Source organism: Candidatus Francisella endociliophora (assembly GCF_000764555.1).
Lineage (GTDB): Bacteria > Pseudomonadota > Gammaproteobacteria > Francisellales > Francisellaceae > Francisella > Francisella endociliophora.
In genome coordinates this window covers 1092871-1116777 of the sequence record NZ_CP009574.1, presented here as the reverse complement: position 1 = coordinate 1116777, position 23907 = coordinate 1092871, and the positions used below count along the sequence as shown (strand labels likewise).

Here is a 23907-nt window from a genome sequence, read left to right as displayed (position 1 = left end):
AATCATAAGTTTCATTATCTAAAGGATAAGTAGATGGATATTAATATAACCCTAATAGGCCAGATGATAACATTTGCAATCTTCGTCGGGTTTACGATGAAGTTTGTTTGGCCGCCGCTACGTAAAGCTTTAGAAGAGCGTAGAGAAAAGATAGCTGAAGGCTTAGCATCAGCTGATAGAGCCTCTAGAGAATTAGAAGTCGCTAAAAGGCAGTCTGCTGAAGTTATACGTGAAGCTAAAGCTAAAGCTACTGAAATAGTTGAGAATGCTTACGTTAGAGCTCATAAAGTAGATGAGCAAGCAAAAGAAGAAGCTATTGCTGCTGCTGATAAGATCAAGAGCATGGCTATGGCTGAGATAGAGCAAGAAAAGATCAAGGCAAAAGAAGAGCTTAAACAAGAGCTTGTTGATCTTGCAATGCTTGGAGCTAGTAAGATTATTTCAGCAAAAGTTGACGAACAAACTGGCAATGAAATTTTAAAAGATTTTGTAGCTAAAGTGTAAAAGGTAGGATACATGGCAAGTCTAAATGTGATTGCAAAACCATATGCAAAAGCTGCTTTTGAGTTTGCAAGTGAAAACAAAGCTTTGACAGCATGGTCTAGTCAGTTGAAGGCTTTAAGCCAACTTGTTGAAAGTGATGTATTTGTAAGTGTTGTTTCTAACCCTGTTATTTCACAGCTAGATATAGTTAAAGCTATTGCTGAAAATGTTGATGAAAACTTCGCGAACTTCCTCACGTTAATTGCTGAGAATAAAAGATTACAAATTATGGCTGTGATAGCTCAACAATTTGAAGCTATTGCCGATGAGCATAAAAGTAAAAAATCAGCAGAAGTTACGTTGGCATATAAAGCCGATAAAGAGCTACTTGATAGCTTAAAATCAAGCTTGGAAAAAAGGTTTGGTTGCTCTATATCAATGAAAGTGAGTGTTGATAAAGACATTATTGGTGGAGCAATAATAAAGGTTGGTGACACAGTTATAGATGATTCTGTATCTGGTCGCTTAGAGAAATTAAAAAGTATTTTGTTATCATAAATTATAGGAAGTGAGCTTATGCAATTAAGTCCATCAGAAATAAGTGGTTTAATAAAACAAAGAATTGAAAAGTTCGATAATTCAATTGAGCTTAAATCGGAAGGTACTATTGTTAGCGTTGCTGATGGTATTGTTACTATATACGGTTTAAATGATGTAACAGCCGGCGAAATGATTAAGTTGCCAGGTGATGTTTATGGTTTAGCTCTTAACTTGAACACTGACTCGGTAGGAGCAGTTGTGTTAGGTGAGTATGAGCATATTAAAGAAGGTGATAAGGCATATTGTACTGGTAGAATTTTAGAAGTACCAGTTGGCGAAGCTCTTTTAGGAAGAGTTGTTGATGCTTTAGGTAATCCAATTGATGGTAAAGGTGAAGTTGAAACAGATCATTCATCTCCAATTGAAAAAATTGCTCCAGGTGTTATTTGGAGAAAATCAGTAGATCAAGCATTACAAACAGGTATCAAATCTATTGACTCAATGGTTCCAATTGGGAGAGGTCAAAGAGAGCTTATTATTGGTGATAGACAGATTGGTAAAACTGCTATTGCTGTTGATACTATTATCAACCAGAAAGATTCTGGTGTTAAATGTATCTATGTAGCTATCGGTCAAAAAGCTTCTACAATTGCAAATATTGTAAGACAGCTTGAAGAGCATGATGCGATGAAGCATACTATAATTGTTGCTGCTACAGCTTCTGATTCTGCAGCTTTACAATATATTGCACCATATGCTGGTTGTTCTATGGGTGAGTACTTTAGAGATCGTGGCGAAGATGCACTTATCATTTATGATGATTTAACTAAGCAAGCATGGGCATATAGACAGATTTCATTATTATTAAGAAGACCGCCTGGACGTGAAGCATATCCTGGTGATGTATTCTATCTTCACTCAAGACTTCTTGAAAGAGCAGCAAGAGTAAATGAAGAGTATGTAGAGAAATTTACAAATGGTGAAGTTAAAGGTAAGACAGGTTCTTTAACTGCTTTACCTATTATTGAAACACAAGCGGGAGATATTTCTGCATTTGTACCAACAAACGTGATTTCAATTACTGACGGACAAATATTCTTAGAGACAGATCTGTTTAACTCTGGTCTAAGACCTGCTATTAACCCAGGTAACTCTGTATCACGTGTAGGTGGTTCAGCACAAACTAAGATTATTAAAAAACTAGGTGGTGGTATTCGTTTAGCACTTGCACAGTTTAGAGAGCTAGAAGCATTCTCTCAGTTTGCTTCAGATCTTGATGAAGCTACAAGAGCGCAATTAAGTAGAGGTCAAAGAGTGACAGAGCTTCTTAAACAGAAGCAGTTCTCAACACTATCTGTCGCGTTAATGGCTTTATCTCTATATGCTGCGGATAATGGTTATTTAGATAGTCTTGAAGTATCAGAGGTTATTCCGTTTGAATCAGCACTTCACGCATTAGCAGAAGATAAGTATGCTGATGTAATTGCTGAAATTAATGAAACAGGTAAGTATGACGCTGAGATTGCAGATAAGTTAAAAACAATTGTTGAAGACTGTAAAGCAAACCAAGCTTGGTAGTAGGAGTATAGACTATGTCTAACGCTAGAGAAATACGTTCTAAAGTAGCCAGTGTTAAAAATACGCAAAAAATCACAGGTGCTATGGAACTAGTTGCAGCTAGTAAAATGAGAGGAGCTATCGTTAAAATGAATAACGTGCGCCCTTATGTTGAAAGTGCAAATACTATTATCAAAAATGTTACAGCTGCAAGTATAGATTATCCAAATCCTTATCTATTTGATAGAGAAGTTAAAAGAGCTGGCTATATTGTTACATCTACAGACAGAGGGCTTTGTGGAGGTCTTAACATAAATCTTTTCAAACACGTCTTAAAAAATATCAAAAAAGATATAGATAATAGAATTGAAATTGATATTTGTGTTATTGGCTCTAAAGCAGAAACTTTCTTTACTAAGTTAAAAGGCGTGAATGTTGTTGCAACAGCGCACTATAATGATAAAGATAAAGAAGGAAGTATCAAGGCTATTAGAGGAGCTGTTAAGGTTATGCTAGATAAGTATACAAACGGTGAAATTGATAGACTTTATATGAGTAGTAACCAATTTGTAAGTACAATCAAGCAAAAGCCGAGATTACAGACTTTACTTCCAATTCAAGATATCTTTACAGATGAAGAAGTTAAAGCAAATAAAGAGCAGGCTTCAAAAGGACATTGGGACTATATCTATGAGCGTGATATTGAAGAAGTGCTTAATGCTTTATGTATTAGGTATATCGAAGCTCAAGTTAGAGGTGCTATATTGGAAAATGCTGCATGTGAGCAAGCTGCTCGTATGTTAGCTATGAAAAACGCAACTGACAATGCTAGTGATATTATTGATCAGTTGAATTTAGATTATAATAAAGTAAGACAGGCTATGATTACTCAAGAGCTTGCAGAAATTTGTTCAGGTGCGGCAGCAGTTTAGGAGAGGTAAATGAGTACAGGTAAAATTGTTCAAGTAATTGGTGCTGTTATTGATGTAGAGTTTTCTCGCGATAACACACCAAAAGTATACGATGCTTTAAATGTAGAAGAGACAGGTTTAGTACTAGAAGTACAACAACAGATTGGCGATGGAGTAGTGCGTACTATTGCTATGGGGTCAAGTGATGGTCTTAGACGAGGTATGGACGTTAAAAATACTAATGCGCCTATTTCAGTACCAGTTGGTCAAGGTACATTAGGACGTATTATGAATGTCTTAGGTGAACCAATTGATGAAGCTGGTCCAATTGAGCACTCTGAAACAAGATCAATCCATCAGACTCCTCCTGCATATGATGAATTAGCATTAAGTACTGAGATTTTAGAAACAGGTATTAAAGTTGTTGACCTTATTTGTCCGTTCGCTAAAGGTGGTAAAGTAGGCCTATTTGGTGGTGCAGGTGTTGGTAAAACTGTAACTATGATGGAGCTTATTAACAACATTGCAAAAGAACATAGTGGTTATTCTGTATTTGCAGGTGTTGGTGAAAGAACTCGTGAAGGTAACGATTTCTACTATGAGATGAAAGATTCAAATGTACTAGATAAAGTATCTCTGGTATATGGTCAGATGAATGAGCCACCTGGAAATAGACTAAGAGTAGCTCTTAGTGGTCTTACTATTGCAGAAGGCTTCCGTGATGAGAAACGTGATGTATTAATGTTTATTGATAATATTTATCGTTATACATTAGCAGGTACAGAAGTATCAGCTCTTTTAGGGCGTATGCCATCAGCAGTAGGTTATCAACCGACGCTAGCAGCTGAAATGGGTGCTTTACAAGAGCGTATTACTTCTACTAAGACTGGATCAATTACTTCAGTACAAGCTGTATACGTACCGGCAGATGACTTAACAGACCCATCTCCTGCAACTACGTTCTCGCATCTTGATGCTACAATTGTACTTTCACGTCAAATTGCTGAGCTTGGTATTTACCCTGCGGTAGATCCATTAGATTCTACATCTAGACAATTAGATCCTTTAGTAGTTGGACAGGAGCATTATGAAACTGCTCGCTCTGTGCAAAAAGTACTACAAAGATATAAAGAGTTGAAAGATATTATTGCAATTCTTGGTATGGATGAGTTATCTGATGAAGATAAGAAAACTGTAGATAGAGCGCGTAAGATTCAAAGATTTTTATCTCAACCGTTCCATGTAGCAGAAGTATTTACTGGTAATCCTGGTAAATTTGTATCTTTGAAAGATACTGTTGCTAGTTTTAAAGCTATTGTTAATGGTGAATATGATCACTTACCAGAGCAGGCTTTCTATATGGTTGGATCAATCCAAGAAGCTATTGAGAAAGCAAAAACTCTATAAATAGGGTATTTAGATATGACAAAAAATTATCTACAAGTCGATGTTGTTAGTCCCCTTGGATCAGTTTTCAAAGGCGAAGCCGATATGGTTAGCCTTCGTGGTTCGGCTGGTGAAATGGGCATAGCATATGGACATACTGAACTACTATCTACTATGCCTGCTGGTGTGGTAAATGTTAGAAAAGATGAGCATACAGATGTTTTATATGTTTCTGGAGGTATAGTCGAAGTTACTCCAACTCGTGTAACGATCATGGTAGACGATATGGAAAGAGCTGAAAACTTAAATCAAGCAGAAGCAGAAAAAGCTAGAGCAAGAGCAGAAGAAGCACTTAAGAATCCTGATGCATCGAAACTTGATATTGAGGCAGCTAATACAAGGCTTAAAGAAGCAGATGCTCGTTTAAAAGCTCTTAATTCATCAAAAGGTTTATATTACTCTAAGGATTAAACCTTTATTGTTTACTTTCTATTCATAATTTTCCATATTTTCTTCTTAAGAGAAAAGCAATACCTACTAACAAATTTATATAAAATTACTTATAATATGACTAATATTCTATTTTTTTATATAAATTATGAAACAACTGTGTAAAAAAGCTTTTATTCTTTTGATTTTGTTTGCTTCGATATTTTCTTTGCTAAATGCAGCATCGATATCAGATGTGGAACAAAAAAATAATATCCTGCCTGATAGGATGATTGCAGGTTTTCTAGATATTCGAACTCCTGGTTCTACAACAAGAGTAGATATGCAAAAAGCTAAAAATGATGGTTACAATGTTGTGATAGTAGCCTTCGGTGAGGTTTACGGAACTGATATAGGCTTCTATACATCAAGTGATGCTGATATATCATCTCAAACTGCGGTTGATAAGATTCGACGTGCTGAAAAAGCAGGCATGAAAGTTCTCTTAGCGGTTGGTGGTGTGCCTAATACTTTTCATCCAGGAGTTAAAAGAGGTGAGGAAGCCCCTAAGATCTTTGGTAAAGGGATGTCTCAAGCAGATGTTGATACGTTAGCTAATAATATAGTTACATTTCTGCATAAATATAAAATGAAAGGTATTGTTTATAGTATTAAGAAATTTGTTTCTCCTAGCTTTATCAATGATCTATCTGCTAAGATAAAAGAGATAGATCATGATTTAGCAATCGTAGCAGAGCCTGAGGTTAATAATTATAGATTAGTTACAACAGGCAGAAGTAATGATTATGATACTGCTATCCAAAATGGAAATATAGATTATCTTTTTATTCAAGAGTATAATTCTTTTATGGAGTCGGATCCAAATTTTATTGCAGATAGTTACTCAAAAATTATAGAAAATTCAAAAATACCATTAACAACAAAAGTAGTGGTTGATGAGCCGACAAACTCTGTGTCTGGGGGTACAAATACTATTTATCATCCACAAGCAAATGCTACAGAGTCTTTAACAACTGAAGAGGCTGTTGGACTTATGTTACCACAGTTAGAAAAACTTAAATTCAAACCTAGGTTTGCAGGAATGGCTGGTTGGTCATTAAATACAGATTATGCGGCAGACTTATATGGTGACTCTAAACATAATTCAGGAGCATTTGCTAGAGAGTTAAGTAATTGTATATATAAGAATGTTTGTGCTTCAATTGAGAAAAAAATTGAAGGTCCTGTTGTTGCAGGTTTATTACCTTTGTGGGGTAAGAGTAGTTCTTACAACATTTCTGGTCAACAGATAAATACAGACCCTGTTGATATTAGTATGCCAAAGGATAAAGAATACTGTGATAAGAATCCACAAGTATGTAAATATAATATAATAATTGTTGGCTATATTAACTATACGGGAAGTAAAGGCTTTTATTTAACTTTTAATGAAGAGAATGGAAGTTCTGAAAAAATATATACACCAGAACAGCTAAAACAGTTTATAAACTATATGAAATCAAAAGGTAAGCATGTTTTAGTTGATGTTGGAGGAAAATTCTCCCATATAAATTGGACAACGATAGATTTGAGTGGGTTAGTTAAGATTGTAGAGGATTATGGTTTTGATGGAGTTAATTTTCACTTAACAGATTCTGATATTCCTAAAAATGAAGAAGTCTCTAAAATTGCCGCTCAAAAAATTAGTAGAATGCTTGCTACTCTAAAACAAAAAAATCCAAGTTTTTGGTTAGCTTTTTCACCTGATTGGCACTATATAGTTGCACCGTTAGCAAAAAATAGTAGAGATAATATTTATACTAATCGTTCGTACTTAGATTTATTAAGTGATATAGGAATTAATAATATTAACTATATTTTCTTAAACACTTATTCGGAGAAGGCAGCTGATAGTATATTAAGCTTTTATAAGAATGATCAGGGGGAATATCAGAAAATATCACCAGTAGATGGTTATGGCAAATTCTTAGCGTCTCTAGCATGGGCATTAACAACTCAAGATGGTTATGATGCAAATAAGCCAAAATATAAAGTGGCGAATCCTTTAGAAATTCCAGCAAGTAAGCTTGTATTTATGATCCCTCCAACAGAAGGCGCTGTTCATAGCGGAATGGTTTATGTGTTATCTGAACAGGATATTGATGAAACAGTTAAACTAATGAAAAATAATAAAGCTTCTTTTGCTGGTTTTGCTATCTCAAGCCTAGATTTTGATGCTACAGAAATTAAGGATGGTGATTTGGGACAGGGCTATTCACATAAGCCGTGGGCTACTACTGATACTATTTCTGATATAACACTGCCACCTGTAGTGTCTCAGATTGTTAATAAAAGTATTCAGAAGAAAGAAGCAGAGCAAGAGGAAAAAAAACAAGAGTCTATCGAAGGAGGTATAGTTAACTATCCTGCAAATATAGGTTCGTATGATGGCAATACTATAGTTAACTATCAAGGTAAAAGATATAAATGTATCTCTTCATTAGAAGCTAAGTTGTGTAATGATAGAGGTTATATTCCTAATGGTTTACATGGTTATCTAGCTTGGGAAGAAATTAATCAAGATACTAGTAAGAAAGAGACTAAACAACGTATTATTATGGATGGGGAGACTCCGAAGTATCCTGATGGGATTGGTAGTTATAAGAAAGAACAGGTTGTAGTTGCTGGAGATAGAAAGTTTGAATGCAGAGTGGATAAATTAGAGCTGTGTAACAATATCTCATTTGATCCGATTTCTAAAAAAGGGTATATGGCTTGGACAGATATTACAGATGATGTAACTCATTTGTCTAGAGATCAAAAGCAGGTTAAACCAAAAGGAGCTGAATATATATATCCTAATGGAATAGAAGATTATACAGGAGGTACTATAGTTGCCGTAGGAAAAGAGCTGTATAGATGTAAAGTTGGTCCAGAATCAAGCTTATGTAATAAAGAAGCATATGATCCTACTGGAAAATATGGTGCTGATGCTTGGACAAAATTAGATGAGTAAGTTAAGGGAAGCTACTCTACAGAATCGATAATTTCTTTTAGTTCTCCAGATTCATTCATTTCCATAATTATATCGCATCCGCCAATTAGCTCACCTTTGACCCAAAGTTGTGGGAATGTTGGCCAATCTGCATACTTTGGTAAAATAGCTCGGATATCCGGATTTTCTAGTATATTAACAAAGGCAAATGGTTTACCACATGATCTGATAGCTGTTGCCGCATGAGCCGAGAAGCCACATTGTGGAAGATTTGGAGAACCTTTCATATATAGGATGATATCATTATCTTTTATTTGTTTTTCGATCTTATTAATTACATCTTGTTCTTCAGGGGTGTACATTATTATTTTCCTCTTTGTAATTTAAATTAGACAAGTAAGTTTAGAAATTTTTCTCAAAAGATGATAGCATATTATACTAAATGGGTATAGTATCAAGATGCCTAAAGTTAATTCAACTCATTAAAGGAGACGTGAATAATGAAATTTGAACTACCAAAATTACCATATAGCACAGACGCATTAGAGCCAGTGATTTCAAAAGAAACAATTGAATATCATTATGGTAAACATCATCAAACATATGTGACTAATTTAAATGCCTTAGTTGAAGGTACTGAGCATGATGGTCAGAACTTAGAAGAAGTTATTAAGACATCTTCAGGTGGTATGTTTAATAATGCTGCACAAGTTTATAATCATACTTTTTACTGGAATTGCTTAACTCCAAATAAAACAGAGCCTACAAGCCAGCTAAAAGCTGCTATTTTTGAAGCTTTTGGTTCTATGGAAAAATTCCAAGAAGATTTTTCAAAAGCGGCTGTTACAACTTTCGGTTCTGGCTGGGCTTGGCTAGTTAAAAATTCTGAGGGTAAATTAGAAATTGTAACTACTAGTAATGCTGGTTGCCCGTTAACTGATAATAAAAAGCCACTACTTACATTTGATGTGTGGGAGCATGCTTATTATATTGATTATCGTAATGCTAGACCTAAGTATGTTGAGGCTTTGTGGAGTCTTGTAAACTGGGAATTTGTTTCTGAACAGTTTGCTAAATAAGAATATACAGATATGTCAAAAAAGAATTTACCTTTGATATCTTTTATAGCAGGGGTTCTATCTATTTTATTTGTAGTGTTTATAGCTGTTTTATTTCCTAGGCTAGAGATATCAGCAATGACAAAAAATATTATATTGATAGTTCTTTTGCTTCCTTGGGTTGTTTTTATGCTTTCTCTTATTTTTTGCAATAAGGATAATAAGTAAGAAAAATTACTTCAGGTTAGCCATTACCTTTATTCGTTTTTTGAATATTAGAATAAGTGCTGATATGAATAAGCCGATAAGAAAGCTAAAAATAAATAATCCTTGCCAGCCATAACTACCTTGGATATTGCCAGCTAGAGGACCTACTAAAACTCTTCCTAGTGAATCAATCGAGCTTAGAACAGCAAATTGAGTGGCCGAAAATTTTACATTAACTAAACTCATAATCATTGCTACAAGAATTGCTGTACCCATTGCACCACAAAAGTATTCGACAGCTACAGAGCTAACCATTAGATAATAGTTTTTACCAACAACAGCTAGTAAAACATACATTAAATTAGCACACGCCATAATGATGCTGAAGTATAAGAAGCTTTTATATATGCCAATTTTTTTTGCAACTAAGCCTCCTATGATAAGCCCTCCTAGAGATGCAAAAAGAGCGAATGCTTTATAAGAGACTGCTATGGTGGTTTTATCAAATCCAAGATCAACAAAAAATACTGAATTTAATGAAAATGCAATTGCATCGGCAAGTTTGTAAGTAACTATAATTGCAAGGATTATTAACGCGGATGATATTTTATCGCGAGTAAAAAACTCAGATATAGAGGATGTGAAAGCATCAAAAAAGCTCTTAGGAGTCTCTTGATATTTACTTTCTTTTAAAAGTAGTGTGTACAATGGACAGATGGCAAAAAATGGTAGAATCATTAGCCATGCAAGATTCCAGTTATTGTTTAGCTTATCAACAATTATTAATATAATTGATCCAGTTATAAGCATCCCTACACGATATCCCATGACAGCTACAGCATTCCCTAGAGCTCTCTCAGGTTCTGTTAAAATTTCTGTTTGATATGCATTTATAGCAATATCTTGAGTTGCTGATATGAAGCATATTAAGAAACCAATAAATGCAATGATTAAGGGGGAGTTTGCAGGAGAAAATCTGCTCATCAAGGCAATTAATAACATTAGTGTTATTTGAGTTAATAGTATCCAGCCTTTTCTTCGACCAAAGTTTCCTATTCTTATTTTGTCTAAAAAGGGGGCCCATAAATATTTAAATGTATATGGTATAGCTATTAGAGTTAAGAAGCCTATGTTTTTTGTTTCTATTCCATTATCTTTATACCATAAAAATAATGAAGAGGCTGTTAGCATAAGAGGGAAGCCAGATGCGTACCCTAGAATTAACATACTAAACATTTTAGATTGTTTAAAAGGAGCGGTTAGCTTTTCTATTAGAGTTGGAGAATTAGCCATTTTACTGTTTTGGAGATTTTCTATATATGTAAAATGCTAGTTTAAAGAGAGATGAAAGTAAATAAAGAATGGTGAGTAGGGTGGAAAATTAGAAGTTTCTGCTTGTTTCACCAGTATATAGTTGTCTTGGACGTCCAATTTTTTGAGCAGGATCATTAACCATTTCAATCCATTGAGAAATCCAACCAGAAGTTCTAGCAAGAGCAAATATGGCTGTAAACATATCCTCTGGTATTCCCATAGCTTTCAGAATAATCCCTGAATAGAAATCTACATTAGGGAATAATTTTCTGTCTATAAAGAAGTCGTCTTGAAGAGCGATCTCTTCTAGTTTTTTTGCTACAGTTAAAAGAGGGTTGTCACTATTGCCAAGCTTACCTAAGATTTCTTCACAGTTTTTCTTCATAGCTGTAGCTCTTGGATCAGTGTTCTTATAAACTCTATGACCAAAGCCCATTAGTCTAAACGGATCATCTTTATCTTTTGCTTTGGCAATAAACTTTTCAATATTCTCAACACTTCCAATTTCTGATAACATTTTAAGGACTGCTTCGTTAGCTCCACCATGAGCAGGGCCCCAAAGAGCAGTTATACCTGCTATTATTGCAGCATATGGAGAGTTCCCTGTTGAACCAGATAGTCTAACTGTAGATGTCGATGCGTTTTGTTCATGATCTGCATGGAGCATAAACATTGTATCCATTGCCTTGATATGAAGGGGGTCTGGCTTGTAATTTTCATCGTCAGCAAACATCATGTAGATAAAGTTTTCTGCGTAACCATATTCAGATTTAGGCTCAAGGAAGTTTTTGCCTTGGCTATGTCTATATGCAAGGGCTGCAATAGTAGCGATTTTAGCTACAATGTTTTTAGCAACTTCATCTTGTGCTTCTGTTTGCCCATTATGAACATGTTCAGCAGCAAGAACATTTACTCCTGCAATTAAACCAGACATTGGATGGGTATGTTTAGGCATTGCTGAAATTGCAGCTTTAACATGCTCACATACTGCCATTTTTGAAACTATTTCTTGTCTGAACGCTTCTCTTTGCTTGTCTGAAGGAAGTTCTCCATATATTAGAGCATAGCAAAGACTTCTATAATTTGACTTTTCTGTCCATTCTTCAATAGGGTAGCCTCTGTGTAGAAGGACTCCTGCTCCACCGTCAATATACGTGATCGTTGACTCGCAAGCAGCTGTTGACATGAACCCTGGGTCATAAGTAAAAACACCGTGTTTTACTAGTGATGATACATCTATGCAGTCATTACCCAGGCTAGGCGAATATACTGGTAATTCTATTTCAATGTTTTTTTCTGCATACTTAAGAGTTGCGTATTTGCTCATTATTAAATGGTCTCCAAGTAAAAGAGTTGATCAAAAAGTAATGCAAACGGGTTGCAATAAAAAGACACTTTTATAAAAAATGGGGAACATTTCCCCAGTGCCATTACACGCCAATAATAAGCTAAAGATTGCTCTTTTGCAAATAAAAAAACCTTATAAAGCTAATAGGTATTTTTCTGATACTCCTTTGGTTTAGTTATACCCTTTTGTTTAAAGAGCAAATTAAAGTTAAAACTTTATTTAAATGTTTGAATTTGATGTTACAAAATTATATTATTAAATGTTGTGTGACATTGGTTTACGTCCAAATATTTATATACGAAAATTGCTTCGGAGGAACATCGAGCGTGAAAAAATTTACAAACATTGATTTAATGTCAATAAAATCGTATAACTTTCCAATTACTGCTATAAGCTCTATATTGCATCGTATATCAGGAGTGATCTTGATTATTGCAATACCTTTGGCTGTTATTGGTATGAATTATTCGTTAGCAGGGCCAGCTGGATATAAGCAGGTGGTCGCTTTCTTAACGCAGGGTTGGTTTAGTTTTTTCTTTTGGCTTTTCCTTTCTTCAATAACATATCATGTTTACGCAGGTGTTAGACATATGATTATGGATATGGGCTTTGGAGAAAGTATGAAAGTCGCTAAGGCTACTTCTTTGATTGTTATTGTGCTAGGTGTTTTATCAGCTATTTTATGGGGGATTTACTTATGGCTGTAATTTCATTAACTTCTTCTGGGATTAAAGATTTTTTTGTCCAAAGAGTTACGGCTGTAATTATAGCTGTTTATTTTGGGTATCTTCTTGTTGAGACTTTATGCTTGTCTCACGCAGGCTCTCTTAACTATGATAGTTGGAGAGGTTTGTTTACTGATGGAATGTTTTTTCGAATTGCTACATTAATGGCTTACCTGGCAATGTTTTTTCATGCTTGGGTAGGTATTTGGATTATATGTGGTGATTATATCAAATGTGCATGGGCTTCTGCTCTTGTGATGTTGAGTTTTGTTTTAGTTTATATATTCTGCTTTTTCTGGTTGTTTGCAGTTTTATTTTTCTATTAAGAGGTTGTTTTTATGAGTATAGCTACACAAGAATTTGACGCTATTGTTATTGGTGCTGGTGGTGCTGGCCTTAGAGCAGCTTTCCAGTTGTCACAGTCTGGATTTAAAACAGCGGCTGTGTCAAAAGTTTTTCCTACTAGATCACATACTGTTGCAGCACAAGGTGGTATTGCAGCAGCTTTAGGTAATGTTGACTTTGATGATGATTTGCCTTCTGATGATTGGAAATGGCATATGTATGATACTGTGAAAGGTTCTGATTATATTGGGGATCAGGATGCTATTGAATATATGTGTGAACATGCGCCACAGTCAATTATTGAACTTGAACATATGGGTATGCCTTTTTCAAGATTAAAGAATGGTAAAATATACCAGCGTGCATTTGGCGGTATGTCAAGAAACTTTGATCCAGCTAATCAAGCTGAGAGAACATGTGCAGCAGCAGACAGAACTGGTCATGCATTGTTACATACTCTTTACCAGGGAAATTTGGCACATAAAACTGACTTTTATACCGAGTGGTTTGCAGTTGATTTAGTGAAAGCTGATGATGGTAGTGTTGCTGGTGTTATTGCTCTATGTATTGAAACTGGTGAGACAGTTTTCTTAAAAGCTAAGATAACAATTCTTGCAACAGGTGGAGCGGGACGTATTTATGAATCTAGTACTAATGCGTATATTAATACTGGTGACGGTATGGGTCTAGCATTAAGAGCAGGACTGCCACTTCAAGATATGGAGTTTTGGCAATTCCATCCAACAGGCATTGCTGGTGCTGGTGTGTTGGTGACAGAAGGCTGTCGTGGTGAAGGTGGAATCTTGCGTAATAAAGATGGCGAGAGATTTATGGAGAGATATGCTCCAAATGCAAAAGATCTTGCGTGTCGTGATGTTGTGTCTCGAGGCTCTCAACAAGAAATTATGGAAGGTCGTGGAGATACTTTTGGCGGTTCAAGTTGTGTATGGCTTGACTTAACTCACTTAGGCGAGGAAGTTATTGATGAGAAATTACCAACAGTAAGAGAACTTGCTAGAACATTTGCAGGAGTTGATCCTGTTGAAAAGCCAATTCCAGTAGTGCCAACATGTCATTATCAGATGGGTGGTATTCCGACTAATAAGTATGGTCAAGTTGTAACGCAAGAAAATGGTGAAGATAAAGTTATTGGTGGATTGTATGCTGTAGGTGAATGTGCATCTGTATCAGTTCACGGAGCTAATAGATTGGGAAGTAACTCTTTGCTGGATTTGGTAGTGTTTGGTAGAGCTGCTGGTATGCATGCTGAGCAAAGCTTAAAAGAAGGCATGCAAATGAAGGAAGTCGCTCAAGATAATGTTGAGAAAGCTATGGCTAGAATCAAAAAATGGGATACTTCTGAAGAGAGAGGTTGTAAGGAAAAAATTTCTGAACTTAGAAAAGAGCTTCAACAGACCATGCAACAATACTTCTCTGTATTTAGACAGGAAGAGACTATGAAGGAAGGTCTTGAAAAACTGTATAAGCTAAGAGAGAGATTGGATAATGCAGTTTTAGAAGACAATTCTAGAATCTTTAATATGATGAGAATAGAAGCTCTTGAGCTTGATAATCTTATGTTGACAGCTGTTGCTACTGCAAAAGCTGCCTTAGAGAGAAAAGAATCACGTGGAGCTCATTCAAGGGTTGATTTCCCAGAAAGAGACGATGAAAACTGGATGAAGCATTCAATTTATTTCTTAGATGGTGATAAAACATCTTCGCGTGGAGTAAATATGTCTCCAACTAAAGTAAAAGCATTCCAACCTGCAGAACGCAAATACTAATTACAAGGATTTAATATAATGGAAGTTAAATTTAAAATTTATAGATACAATCCAGAAGTTGATAGTAAGCCTTACTACGATGAATATACTGTAGAAGTAGAAAATGAAGGGGTTAAAGTTTTAACAGCTCTTGAGCTTATTAAAGAGCAGGATCCAACATTGGCGATGAGAAGATCTTGTCGTGAGGGTGTTTGTGGCTCTGATGGTATGAACATTAATGGTAAAAACCGTTTGGCATGTATTGTATCAATAGGTGATTTAAAACAGCCTATCAAAGTAAATCCATTGCCAGGATTACCTGTTGTTAGAGACTTAATTGTTGATATGAAGCAATTTTATAAGAACTATGAAAAGGTTAAGCCTTATCTAATCAATGATGAAGAAGCTCCTGTTAAAGAAAGGCTTCAATCACCAGAAGATAGAGCTAAGCTTGATGGTTTGTACGAATGTATCCTATGCGCATGTTGTACTACATCTTGTCCATCATTCTGGTGGAATCCTGATAAGTTTATCGGCCCTTCAGGATTATTACAGGCATATAGATTTATAGCAGATTCGAGAGATACTGCAACAGAAGAAAGATTAGATGATCTGAAAGATCCGTTTAGCCTATTTAGATGTAGAACTATTATGAATTGTGTTTCTGTGTGTCCTAAAGGTCTTAACCCTACAGAAGCAATTGGTAAGATTAGATCAGCTTTATTAAAGAAAAACGTGTAAAAATTAAAACCTAGTATTTTGGGTGTTTATATGAAAAAACAACAACCAGATTTTAGTCAATGGCTGGAAACAACCCAGTTTTTTGGCGGTAATCTAGAATATCTTGAATCTATTTATGATGACTATATTTCAGGTAATTATGATGGGATAGACTCTAAGTGGCTATCCTTTTTTGATTCTGTAGCTAGCTCAACAGATACTGTACATAGAGATTTAGTCGATGAGTTTAAGTATTTAGCAAAAAATAAAACAAATACAACAGTTGTTACTGCTGGTGAAAATGATGTGACTTTGAAGGCCAGAGCTTTGGTTAAAGCATATCGATCTCATGGGTATAAGTCTGCAAATATTGATCCTCTTGGATTGACAAAATTTGAAAGAGATTCTGATCTTGAGTTATCAGCTCAAGGATTATCACAAAACGATTTATCAGAGCAAGTTAATTTAGGTGAGTTCACAAACGACAAACCTATGTCTCTTCAAGATGTTATTAACAAGGCTAAAGCTATATATGAGTCAAGCGTTGGTTATGAATATAGATATATTGGCAACAAAGAAGAAAAGCTTTGGCTTCAGTCAAAAATTGAAGATACAATATCTTTTTCGAATGAGCAAAAAAAATGGATACTACAACAGCTAGTTGCTGCTGAAGGCCTAGAGAAATACCTTGCTCTTAGGTATGTTGGACAAAAACGATTTGGTTTAGAAGGTGGTGAATCTTTGATTCCTTCTTTACAACATATTATTGAAAAATCTGTTTCTAAACATGCTACACGCTTTGTGCAACTAGGTATGGCTCATAGAGGACGTTTAAATGTTCTTGTAAACGTGATGGGTAAAAATCCTAAAGAGTTGTTTGAAGAGTTCGAAGGTAAACAATCTGAAAAAAGTCTTTCAGGTGATGTGAAATATCACATGGGATACTCAAATTATAGAAGCATTGATGGCAAAGAAGCCAAAATTGCATTAGCATTTAATCCATCTCATTTAGAAGCTGTGGATCCGGTTGTGGAGGGTGCAGCGAAAGCTATTCAAGATAAGCTTGATGGTGATGTACATAGTAAAGTGCTTCCTGTTCTTATTCATGGGGATTCTGCTTTCTGTGGACAGGGTGTTGTAATGGAAACATTTGGCTTTTCATTAACAGAAGCTTATGGCACAGGTGGTACTATACATCTTGTAGTAAATAACCAAGTCGGGTTTACAACAAGTAGTGCTCTTGGTGTTAATAGAAGTAGTAATTATTCTACAGATATTGCTAAGATGGTTGATGCGCCTATTTTCCATGTTAATGGTGATGATCCTGAAGCGGTACTTAAAGTTACGGATATTGCTTTAGAGTATCGTATGAAATTCAATAAAGATGTTGTGATTGATTTAGTTTGCTATCGTAAAAACGGTCATAATGAGACAGATGAGCCTTCTGGTACACAGCCTAAAATGTACGAAGTTATCAAAAAACTTCCATCAACATTAAAACAATATAGTGAGAGATTACAAAAAGCAGGTGTTGTTGATTCAGAGCTATTTAGTAGAATGAATACAAATTATCGTAGTAAATTAGATAATGGTAAGGTTACTGTTGATGTGCTAGATAGAAGTGCTGTTAAAGACAAATTGAATGTCTGTGATTGGCTTCCTTATATCGGTAATCAAGAAACTAAGTATATTTATAAAGCTATACCTCAAAAAACACTTAAAGAGTTAGCTCTTAAAATGAGCGATGTGCCTGAAGAGATTAAGGCACAAATGCAGGTTAAAAAAGCAATCACAGATAGAATTAAAATGGCTAATGGTGAACTTCCTTTAAATTGGGGCTTTGCTGAGACATTAGCGTATGCAACTTTACTTGATGAAGGTTATCCAGTAAGAATATCAGGTGAGGATAGTGGTAGAGGTACATTCTCACACCGTCATGCTGTCGTTAAAAATATGAATACCGATTCTAAAATTAAAGAGTATATACCATTACAACATATCAATGAAAAAGTTCGTTTTGATGTTATAGACTCAACTCTTTCTGAATATGGAGTATTAGGATTTGAGTATGGTTATAGTTGTTATAGTCCAGATTCGTTAGTGATTTGGGAAGCACAATTTGGTGACTTTGTGAATACAGCCCAAGTTGTGATAGATCAGTTCCTTGTTGCTGCAGAAGAAAAATGGGGTATATTATCAGGTTTAACTCTACTTTTACCTCATGGGCAAGAGGGTGCTGGTGCAGAGCATTCATCTGCGAGATTGGAGAGATTTTTAGCATCTTGTGCAAATATGAATATGCAAGTTTGTACTCCTACAACTCCAGCACAGATTTATCATCTTTTAAGAAGACAGGTTATAAGACCTCTTAGAAAGCCACTGATAGTAATGACTCCTAAGAGCTTGCTAAGAAATCCTATGGCTGTTTCATCAATTGCAGAATTATCAAAAGGTAAGTTCGAGCCTGTGATTGATGATGCTACTGCAAAAGCAGATAAAGTTAAGAAGCTTATATTGTGTAATGGTAAAGTTTACTATGATCTTATGACTAAAAAGCAAGATAAATATGGTGATATTGCTGTTGTAAGATTAGAGGAATTATATCCTTTCCCTCAAGAAGAGTTAGCACAAATATTTGCTAAATATAAAAATGCTGAAAAGGTTGTATGGTTACAAGAAGAACCACAAAATAAAGGTGCTTGGTATAATATTAGACACTTTATTGAGAAACTAGTTGGCAAAAAACATGAGCTAGTATGTGTTGCTAGAGAAAGATCGTCAACACCTGCCGTAGGTTATCATGCAATGTATGTTAAACAGCAAGAAGAAATTATTAATAGAGCTTTAGAAATATAAAAATAAATTATACTACTAGGAGTAAAAAATGGTTGAATTAAAAGTACCTATGTTCCCAGAGTCTGTAGCAGATGGCACATTAGCTCAATGGAATGTTAATGAAGGTGACTTTGTAAACGAGGGTGATATCGTTGCAGAGATTGAAACAGATAAGGTTGTAATGGAAGTTCCAGCAACAACTAGCGGTGTTTTGAAAGGTATCAAGAAGCATGCTGGTGATACTGTTCTTTCAGAAGAGTTTTTAGCAAATATTGATGCTGATGCTTCTGCAGGTGAAACTAAACAAGATCCAGGTGAAGTAGAAACAACTGCTGAAGTTGCATCTCCTGGTCAAGAAATGGATATCAAAGCTCCGGTATTTCCAGAGTCTGTAGCAGATGGTACAGTTTCTGAGTGGCATAAAAATGAAGGTGATGCTGTATCAGAAGGTGATATCTTGGCAGAAATTGAAACAGATAAAGTTGTAATGGAAGTTCCAGCAACTGCTAATGGTACTTTAACTAAAATATTAAAATCTGCTGGCGAAACAGTTTTATCATCTGAAGTGATTGCTAAAATTGTAGAGGGTGCTGTTGCATCTGCACCTAAAGCTGAAGCAAAAGAACAAGAAGTGGAATCTGGTAATGATCCTCACTTGGTTCCTTCAGCACGTAAAGCATTTAATGCAAGTGGCTTAGATTCAGCTTCAAATATTCAAGGTACTGGTAAAAAAGGTCGTATAACATCTGATGATGTTAAAAAAGCAGCTACTGCACCAAGTGGAGCAGCACAACAAGCACCTGTTGCACAGCAAGGGCCTAGATTCGAGAAGAGAGTTAAAATGACTCGTTTGCGTCAAACTATTGCAAATAGACTTGTGGACGTACAGCAGACTAACGCCATCTTAACTACTTTTAATGAAGTTGATATGACTGCTGTTATGGAGCTTAGGAAGAAATACAAAGATATGTTTCTTAAAGAACATGATACTAAACTTGGTTTTATGTCGTTCTTCATCAAAGCAGCTACAGAGGCTCTTAAGAAATTCCCAGATGTAAACGCATCTATCGATGGTGATGAAATTGTTTATCATAACTTCTTTGATATTGGTATTGCTGTTGGTACTGATAGAGGTCTTGTTGTTCCTGTGTTGAGAGATACGGATAGCAAAAATCTAGCAGAGTTAGAAGCTGATGTACTTGATAAAGCTATCAAAGGTCGTGATGGTAAGCTTGGTTTAGAGGATATGCAAGGTGGTACTTTTACTATTACAAATGGAGGTACTTATGGCTCTATGCTGTCTACTCCAATTATTAATTCGCCTCAAAGTGCTATCTTAGGTATGCACAATATCGTTGAGCGTCCAATGGTTGTTAATGGCGAGATTAAGATTCGCCCAATCATGTACTTAGCATTATCTTATGATCATAGAATTATCGATGGTGGTACTTCTGTAAGATTCTTGAAGATGATTAAAGAATTGCTTGAAGATCCAAATAGAATTCTTCTTCAAGTTTAGTCTTCTTTCTTTTAACTTTTCTTAAGGTATTTTTCTATGAGTATTGATTTCATAAAAAGCAAAATTGCGTCTGTGCCAGATTTTCCAAAGCCTGGAATTATTTTTAGAGATATTACTCCGCTATTAGCAGACCCTCAAGGTTTGAGAAAAACAGCAGAAGCGATGGCAGAAGTTTTAAAACAAAAGAATATTGAGCCAACAATTATTGCTGGGACAGAAAGTAGAGGTTTTATATTTGGTGTAGCTCTTGCTGAAGTTCTAGGTTTAGGCTTTGTACCTGTCAGAAAGCCAGGAAAGCTTCCTAGAGAAACGTATAGTGTAAGCTATGATCTTGAATATGGTAGTGATAGTTTAGAAATCCATAAAGATGCTTTTTCTAAAGATGATAATGTACTTATTGTTGATGATTTGTTAGCAACTGGTGGTACAGCAAAGGCAACAGTCCAACTTATAGAAAAAACGCCAGCTAAAGTTGCAGCTCTTATATTTGTGATGGAGCTTGATGGTCTTCCAGGTAGAGAAGTTTTAGAAGGTTACGATGTTTCAGCATTGTTAAAATTTTAAAAGGTTATTTTGATGGGAAAGTATTTCGGTACAGATGGTATTCGTGGAGAAGTAGGTAACTCAACAATAACGGCTGAGTTTACACAAAGACTAGGTAATGCAGTTGGCTCTCTAATTAATGATAAAAATTATCCAAAATTTGTAGTTATTGGTCAAGATACTCGTAGTTCTGGTAGAGTCTTAAAGTTTGCTCTAATTTCTGGACTAAACGCTGCTGGGATTGATGTAATAGATCTTGGTATTGTTCCTACTCCTGTAGTTGCATTTATGACAGTTAAAAATAAAGCTGCAGCTGGTTTTGTTATCACTGCTTCTCATAATAAATTCACTGATAATGGTATTAAACTTTTTTCATCTGATGGTTTTAAACTTGACGATGCTTTAGAGGAAGAAGTTGAAGCTAAGATAGATAATGATTTTGTTTATCAGACAGATTATAGGTTTGGAGAGTATAAAGTACTAAGTGATTCAACTAGTGAATATATTGATGATATTTACAAGCGTTTTGGTTCGTTAGTGAGCTATAAAGGCAAAGTTGTTGTTGACTGTGCTCATGGTGCAGCTTCTGGTAGTTTTGAAAAACTACTTGATAGATTTGGAATTGATTATGTTTCAATTGCCTCTAATCCAGATGGTATAAATATCAATGTTGAGTGTGGTGCTACCTGCATGGACAATATCAAAAAGGCCATGAAAGAGCATGGCGCAGATTTAGGTATTTCATTAGATGGTGATGCTGATAGAATAATTATTGTTGATGAAAAATCTCAAGAGATTGATGGTGATGGAATTTTAAATATCCTTGCTCAACATAGTGATATTTGTGGTGGTACTGATGGAATAGTTGGCACGCAAATGACAAATATGAGTTATGAAAATCATTACAAACAAAATAATATTCCATTTATCCGTTCAAAAGTTGGTGATAGATATGTACTGGAAGATCTAAAAAAACATGGTTATAAAATCGGTGGAGAGTCTTCTGGTCATGTGATTAATCTAAACTTTGTAACTACTGGTGATGGGTTGTTTACAGCGATACAATTATTGGCAATTTTCTCACAAGCAGATAAACCTGTATCTGAGTTTAAACTGCAGGGTGAGCTCATGCAACAAACTCTAATAAATGTACCTTTAGCTAAAAAAGTAAATGCTGACGATTTAGCAAAACTTTCAAATGATGTTGCAGATGTTGAAGCTCGTTTAGCTGATAGAGGAAGAGTATTACTAAGACCTTCGGGTACTGAGCCAGTACTTCGAGTAATGGTTGAGGCTGATGATAAAGATTTAGCGACAAAAGAAGCTGAATATTTAGTAGAAAAAGTAAAACAAAAATTAGTATAAGGCAAAATTGGTGTAGATATGCAAAAATTAATAATGGGTAACTGGAAAATGAATGGAAACTCTGCAAGTATCAAAGAACTTTGCAGTGGTATTTCTCAAGCGGAATTTGACAGCTTAAAAGTTGCTGTTGCTGTTTTCCCATCAAGCGTATATGTAAAAGAAACAATTGCTCAGCTACCTAAAGAAGTAGGTGTTGGTTTACAGAATATTACATTTTATGATGATGGTGCTTATACCGGTGAATTGTCTGCTGATATGTTGCAAGATGTAGGTTGTGATTATCTGTTGATAGGACACTCTGAGAGAAGATCTCTATTTAACGAGACTGATCAAGATGTTTTCAAAAAGGTAGAAAAAATAATAAACACATCTGTAGTGCCGGTTGTGTGTATAGGTGAATCATTAGAGGATAGAGAAGGTGGTAAGTTAGAGCAGGTTTTAAGTACACAATTAAAATTAATTTTAGAAAACCTATCTGTTGAACAGTTATCAAAAGTTGTGATCGCTTATGAGCCCGTTTGGGCAATTGGAACAGGTGTTGTGGCATCCTTAGAGCAAGTTCAAGAAACGCATGAATTTATCCGTTCATTAGTCGCTAAAGTAGATCAAAATCTTGCTAAAAATATGAAAATAGTGTATGGTGGTAGCCTAAAAGCTGGAAATGCGAAAGATATATTAAGCCTACCTGATGTAGACGGTGGTTTGATAGGTGGTGCATCTCTAAAAGCTTCTGAGTTTAACGAAATAATAAATCAAGCAAATATAATATGTACGAAATAATTTTAACTATTGATGTTATCGCTGCTATAGCGATCGTTGTATTGGTACTTTTACAGCAGGGTAAAGGTGCTGATATGGGAGTATCTTTTGGTGGTGGTGCTTCAAATACTGTATTTGGTAGCAAAGGTGCTGCTTCTTTCTTATTTAAAGCAACTGTATTTTTTACGGGCCTATTCTTTGTATGTTGTCTTACTCTAGGTTATCTAGGTAAAACGCCTACAACTACAACAGCTGTAAGTTCTGAGAATGCAGATAAATCTATTGCTAGTCAATATGATCAATACCAAAAAGAAGCTGCTGCAGCTTCTGCTACAGAACAAAGCTCAAAATCTAACTCTAAATAAACTTTTAAGATTTCTCTTTTGCACCGGTGGTGGAACTGGTAGACACGCTATCTTGAGGGGGTGGTGTCCGTAGGACGTGCGAGTTCAAATCTCGCTCGGTGCACCAAGATAGAGTAATTACAGACATGCTACTGTTAGTATATAATATAATATCCGTTTTAATCTCATTAGCTTTTATATACTCAGTATGTAAACATCTTATAAATCCTGATAAGGATGTTTATTTTACAAAAATTCTTGTTTTGGTATATATGGCTGTAATCCCTACTGTATTTATAAATATAGGACTGATACAAGTATATAATGAGGAATTTACTGTTGAGATTGTAATTATATCCTTACTTTTTATACTAATGCCATTCTGTATGTTAGTTGGATTGTCTTTTGCTATAATTGGTAGAGAAAACGCAGTTATATTTTTAATATATTATATCCCTTATATTCCTCTTGATAGATCTTCAGAATTTGTGATTTTTAAACCTTTTTATTCAGTTCTACTATATTTTGCAGCAGCTTTTATAGCCGTGCCAATTCTTACTATTAATAAAGGTCTTGTCAAAAAATATAGCCAACATTTTGAAAAAGTATGGCGTGATTATGATACTGGTGCAACGCTGTTTTTGTCGGTGTGTATATTTGGTATTTTAACTCAATTAATAAATATGGTTTCAGTGTTCTAGTGACTAAAGTTACTGATTCTGGATTTGTCTATATATTGTATAATGTACGAATTTAAA

23 protein-coding genes and 1 tRNA gene are annotated in these 23907 nt (G+C 35.2%); 21 read left to right on the top strand and 3 right to left on the bottom strand.

The annotated features are described in order from the left end of the window. Positions 1-33 precede the first annotated feature (33 nt). The 7 genes from QI37_RS05535 (at position 34) to QI37_RS05505 (ending at position 8322) form a co-directional block, all read left to right on the top strand. A complete protein-coding gene (locus QI37_RS05535; RefSeq protein WP_040009312.1) occupies positions 34-504 on the top strand; it encodes a F0F1 ATP synthase subunit B in 471 nt (156 codons plus the stop codon). 12 nt (positions 505-516) lie between these two features. Further along, positions 517-1041, top strand: a complete 525-nt coding sequence (locus tag QI37_RS05530) for a F0F1 ATP synthase subunit delta (RefSeq protein WP_040009309.1) — start codon at positions 517-519, stop codon at positions 1039-1041. A gap of 18 nt (positions 1042-1059) precedes the next feature. Continuing rightward, positions 1060-2601, top strand: a complete 1542-nt coding sequence (atpA, locus tag QI37_RS05525; protein WP_040009306.1) for a F0F1 ATP synthase subunit alpha — start codon at positions 1060-1062, stop codon at positions 2599-2601. A 14-nt stretch (positions 2602-2615) separates the two neighbouring features. Beyond that, positions 2616-3512 (top strand): F0F1 ATP synthase subunit gamma, encoded by an 897-nt coding sequence (locus tag QI37_RS05520; RefSeq protein ID WP_040009303.1) that lies wholly within the window; start codon positions 2616-2618, stop codon positions 3510-3512. Between the two features lie 9 nt (positions 3513-3521). Beyond that, positions 3522-4898, top strand: coding sequence for a F0F1 ATP synthase subunit beta (gene atpD / locus QI37_RS05515; RefSeq protein WP_040009300.1), 1377 nt, complete (start codon positions 3522-3524; stop codon positions 4896-4898). 15 nt (positions 4899-4913) lie between these two features. Then, positions 4914-5348 (top strand): F0F1 ATP synthase subunit epsilon, encoded by a 435-nt coding sequence (locus QI37_RS05510; RefSeq protein WP_040009298.1) that lies wholly within the window; start codon positions 4914-4916, stop codon positions 5346-5348. Positions 5349-5475: 127 nt separating this feature from the next. Beyond that, positions 5476-8322 carry a glycosyl hydrolase family 18 protein gene (locus QI37_RS05505; RefSeq protein ID WP_040009296.1) on the top strand — a complete coding sequence of 949 codons (2847 nt, stop codon included), beginning with the start codon at positions 5476-5478 and terminating at the stop codon, positions 8320-8322. A gap of 11 nt (positions 8323-8333) precedes the next feature. On the opposite strand, the gene grxD is transcribed toward QI37_RS05505, so the two are convergent. Next, positions 8334-8663: a Grx4 family monothiol glutaredoxin gene (grxD, locus tag QI37_RS05500; RefSeq protein WP_040009294.1), complete on the bottom strand. Its 330-nt coding sequence runs from the start codon at positions 8661-8663 to the stop codon at positions 8334-8336. Positions 8664-8801: 138 nt separating this feature from the next. Here grxD and QI37_RS05495 point away from each other — a divergent pair, with 138 nt between their 5' ends. After that, complete coding sequence (locus QI37_RS05495; protein WP_040009291.1) at positions 8802-9380, top strand: superoxide dismutase; 579 nt, start codon at positions 8802-8804, stop codon at positions 9378-9380. Between the two features lie 12 nt (positions 9381-9392). Then, positions 9393-9587 carry a hypothetical protein gene (locus tag QI37_RS05490; protein WP_040009288.1) on the top strand — a complete coding sequence of 65 codons (195 nt, stop codon included), beginning with the start codon at positions 9393-9395 and terminating at the stop codon, positions 9585-9587. 6 nt (positions 9588-9593) lie between these two features. Here the strand turns inward: QI37_RS05490 and QI37_RS05485 are convergent, their stop codons facing one another. Beyond that, positions 9594-10859: an AmpG family muropeptide MFS transporter gene (locus tag QI37_RS05485; RefSeq protein ID WP_040009285.1), complete on the bottom strand. Its 1266-nt coding sequence runs from the start codon at positions 10857-10859 to the stop codon at positions 9594-9596. An 88-nt stretch (positions 10860-10947) separates the two neighbouring features. Then, positions 10948-12207, bottom strand: coding sequence for a citrate synthase (locus QI37_RS05480; protein ID WP_040009282.1), 1260 nt, complete (start codon positions 12205-12207; stop codon positions 10948-10950). A gap of 347 nt (positions 12208-12554) precedes the next feature. Between QI37_RS05480 and sdhC the strand changes: the two genes are divergently transcribed. From sdhC to QI37_RS10105, 12 genes are all read left to right on the top strand, one after another. Then, on the top strand, positions 12555-12935 hold the full coding sequence (sdhC, locus tag QI37_RS05475) for a succinate dehydrogenase, cytochrome b556 subunit (protein ID WP_040009280.1): 381 nt from the start codon (positions 12555-12557) through the stop codon (positions 12933-12935). Next, a complete protein-coding gene (gene sdhD / locus QI37_RS05470) occupies positions 12911-13279 on the top strand; it encodes a succinate dehydrogenase, hydrophobic membrane anchor protein (protein ID WP_144242709.1) in 369 nt (122 codons plus the stop codon). Before sdhC ends, sdhD begins: the two co-directional genes overlap by 25 nt. 12 nt (positions 13280-13291) lie before the next feature. After that, positions 13292-15085 (top strand): succinate dehydrogenase flavoprotein subunit, encoded by a 1794-nt coding sequence (sdhA, locus tag QI37_RS05465; RefSeq protein ID WP_040009275.1) that lies wholly within the window; start codon positions 13292-13294, stop codon positions 15083-15085. Positions 15086-15103: 18 nt separating this feature from the next. Next, positions 15104-15805 (top strand): succinate dehydrogenase iron-sulfur subunit, encoded by a 702-nt coding sequence (locus QI37_RS05460; RefSeq protein WP_040009273.1) that lies wholly within the window; start codon positions 15104-15106, stop codon positions 15803-15805. A gap of 30 nt (positions 15806-15835) precedes the next feature. Further along, complete coding sequence (locus tag QI37_RS05455) at positions 15836-18640, top strand: 2-oxoglutarate dehydrogenase E1 component (protein ID WP_040009270.1); 2805 nt, start codon at positions 15836-15838, stop codon at positions 18638-18640. 28 nt (positions 18641-18668) lie between these two features. Next, entirely contained in the window at positions 18669-20138 is a 1470-nt protein-coding gene (odhB, locus tag QI37_RS05450) for a 2-oxoglutarate dehydrogenase complex dihydrolipoyllysine-residue succinyltransferase (RefSeq protein WP_040009268.1), read from the top strand. Between the two features lie 36 nt (positions 20139-20174). After that, entirely contained in the window at positions 20175-20702 is a 528-nt protein-coding gene (locus QI37_RS05445) for an adenine phosphoribosyltransferase (protein WP_040009267.1), read from the top strand. Between the two features lie 12 nt (positions 20703-20714). Next, a complete protein-coding gene (glmM, locus tag QI37_RS05440; RefSeq protein ID WP_040009265.1) occupies positions 20715-22046 on the top strand; it encodes a phosphoglucosamine mutase in 1332 nt (443 codons plus the stop codon). An 18-nt stretch (positions 22047-22064) separates the two neighbouring features. Then, a complete protein-coding gene (gene tpiA, locus QI37_RS05435) occupies positions 22065-22826 on the top strand; it encodes a triose-phosphate isomerase (protein WP_040009263.1) in 762 nt (253 codons plus the stop codon). Further along, on the top strand, positions 22814-23170 hold the full coding sequence (secG, locus tag QI37_RS05430; RefSeq protein ID WP_040009261.1) for a preprotein translocase subunit SecG: 357 nt from the start codon (positions 22814-22816) through the stop codon (positions 23168-23170). The genes tpiA and secG overlap by 13 nt, the downstream gene beginning before the upstream one ends. 20 nt (positions 23171-23190) lie before the next feature. Next, positions 23191-23276 (top strand) — tRNA-Leu (locus tag QI37_RS05425). Then, entirely contained in the window at positions 23269-23850 is a 582-nt protein-coding gene (locus tag QI37_RS10105; protein WP_081946985.1) for a hypothetical protein, read from the top strand. The genes QI37_RS05425 and QI37_RS10105 overlap by 8 nt, the downstream gene beginning before the upstream one ends. Positions 23851-23907 lie beyond the last annotated feature (57 nt).

Bases quoted from the DNA above. Each gene is read 5' to 3' on its own strand.
- grxD (WP_040009294.1), bottom strand. From the start codon at position 8,663: ATGTACACCCCTGAAGAACAAGATGTAATTAATAAGATCGAAAAACAA.
- QI37_RS05455 (WP_040009270.1), top strand. From the start codon at position 15,836: ATGAAAAAACAACAACCAGATTTTAGTCAATGGCTGGAAACAACCCAG.
- sdhD (WP_144242709.1), top strand. From the start codon at position 12,911: ATGGGGGATTTACTTATGGCTGTAATTTCATTAACTTCTTCTGGGATT.
- secG (WP_040009261.1), top strand. From the start codon at position 22,814: ATGTACGAAATAATTTTAACTATTGATGTTATCGCTGCTATAGCGATC.
- QI37_RS05445 (WP_040009267.1), top strand. From the start codon at position 20,175: ATGAGTATTGATTTCATAAAAAGCAAAATTGCGTCTGTGCCAGATTTT.
- QI37_RS05485 (WP_040009285.1), bottom strand. From the start codon at position 10,859: ATGGCTAATTCTCCAACTCTAATAGAAAAGCTAACCGCTCCTTTTAAA.
- sdhA (WP_040009275.1), top strand. From the start codon at position 13,292: ATGAGTATAGCTACACAAGAATTTGACGCTATTGTTATTGGTGCTGGT.
- QI37_RS05520 (WP_040009303.1), top strand. From the start codon at position 2,616: ATGTCTAACGCTAGAGAAATACGTTCTAAAGTAGCCAGTGTTAAAAAT.
- QI37_RS05535 (WP_040009312.1), top strand. From the start codon at position 34: ATGGATATTAATATAACCCTAATAGGCCAGATGATAACATTTGCAATC.
- atpD (WP_040009300.1), top strand. From the start codon at position 3,522: ATGAGTACAGGTAAAATTGTTCAAGTAATTGGTGCTGTTATTGATGTA.
- QI37_RS05490 (WP_040009288.1), top strand. From the start codon at position 9,393: ATGTCAAAAAAGAATTTACCTTTGATATCTTTTATAGCAGGGGTTCTA.
- glmM (WP_040009265.1), top strand. From the start codon at position 20,715: ATGGGAAAGTATTTCGGTACAGATGGTATTCGTGGAGAAGTAGGTAAC.
- QI37_RS05480 (WP_040009282.1), bottom strand. From the start codon at position 12,207: ATGAGCAAATACGCAACTCTTAAGTATGCAGAAAAAAACATTGAAATA.
- tpiA (WP_040009263.1), top strand. From the start codon at position 22,065: ATGCAAAAATTAATAATGGGTAACTGGAAAATGAATGGAAACTCTGCA.
- atpA (WP_040009306.1), top strand. From the start codon at position 1,060: ATGCAATTAAGTCCATCAGAAATAAGTGGTTTAATAAAACAAAGAATT.
- QI37_RS05510 (WP_040009298.1), top strand. From the start codon at position 4,914: ATGACAAAAAATTATCTACAAGTCGATGTTGTTAGTCCCCTTGGATCA.
- QI37_RS05460 (WP_040009273.1), top strand. From the start codon at position 15,104: ATGGAAGTTAAATTTAAAATTTATAGATACAATCCAGAAGTTGATAGT.
- QI37_RS05530 (WP_040009309.1), top strand. From the start codon at position 517: ATGGCAAGTCTAAATGTGATTGCAAAACCATATGCAAAAGCTGCTTTT.
- QI37_RS05505 (WP_040009296.1), top strand. From the start codon at position 5,476: ATGAAACAACTGTGTAAAAAAGCTTTTATTCTTTTGATTTTGTTTGCT.
- odhB (WP_040009268.1), top strand. From the start codon at position 18,669: ATGGTTGAATTAAAAGTACCTATGTTCCCAGAGTCTGTAGCAGATGGC.
- QI37_RS05495 (WP_040009291.1), top strand. From the start codon at position 8,802: ATGAAATTTGAACTACCAAAATTACCATATAGCACAGACGCATTAGAG.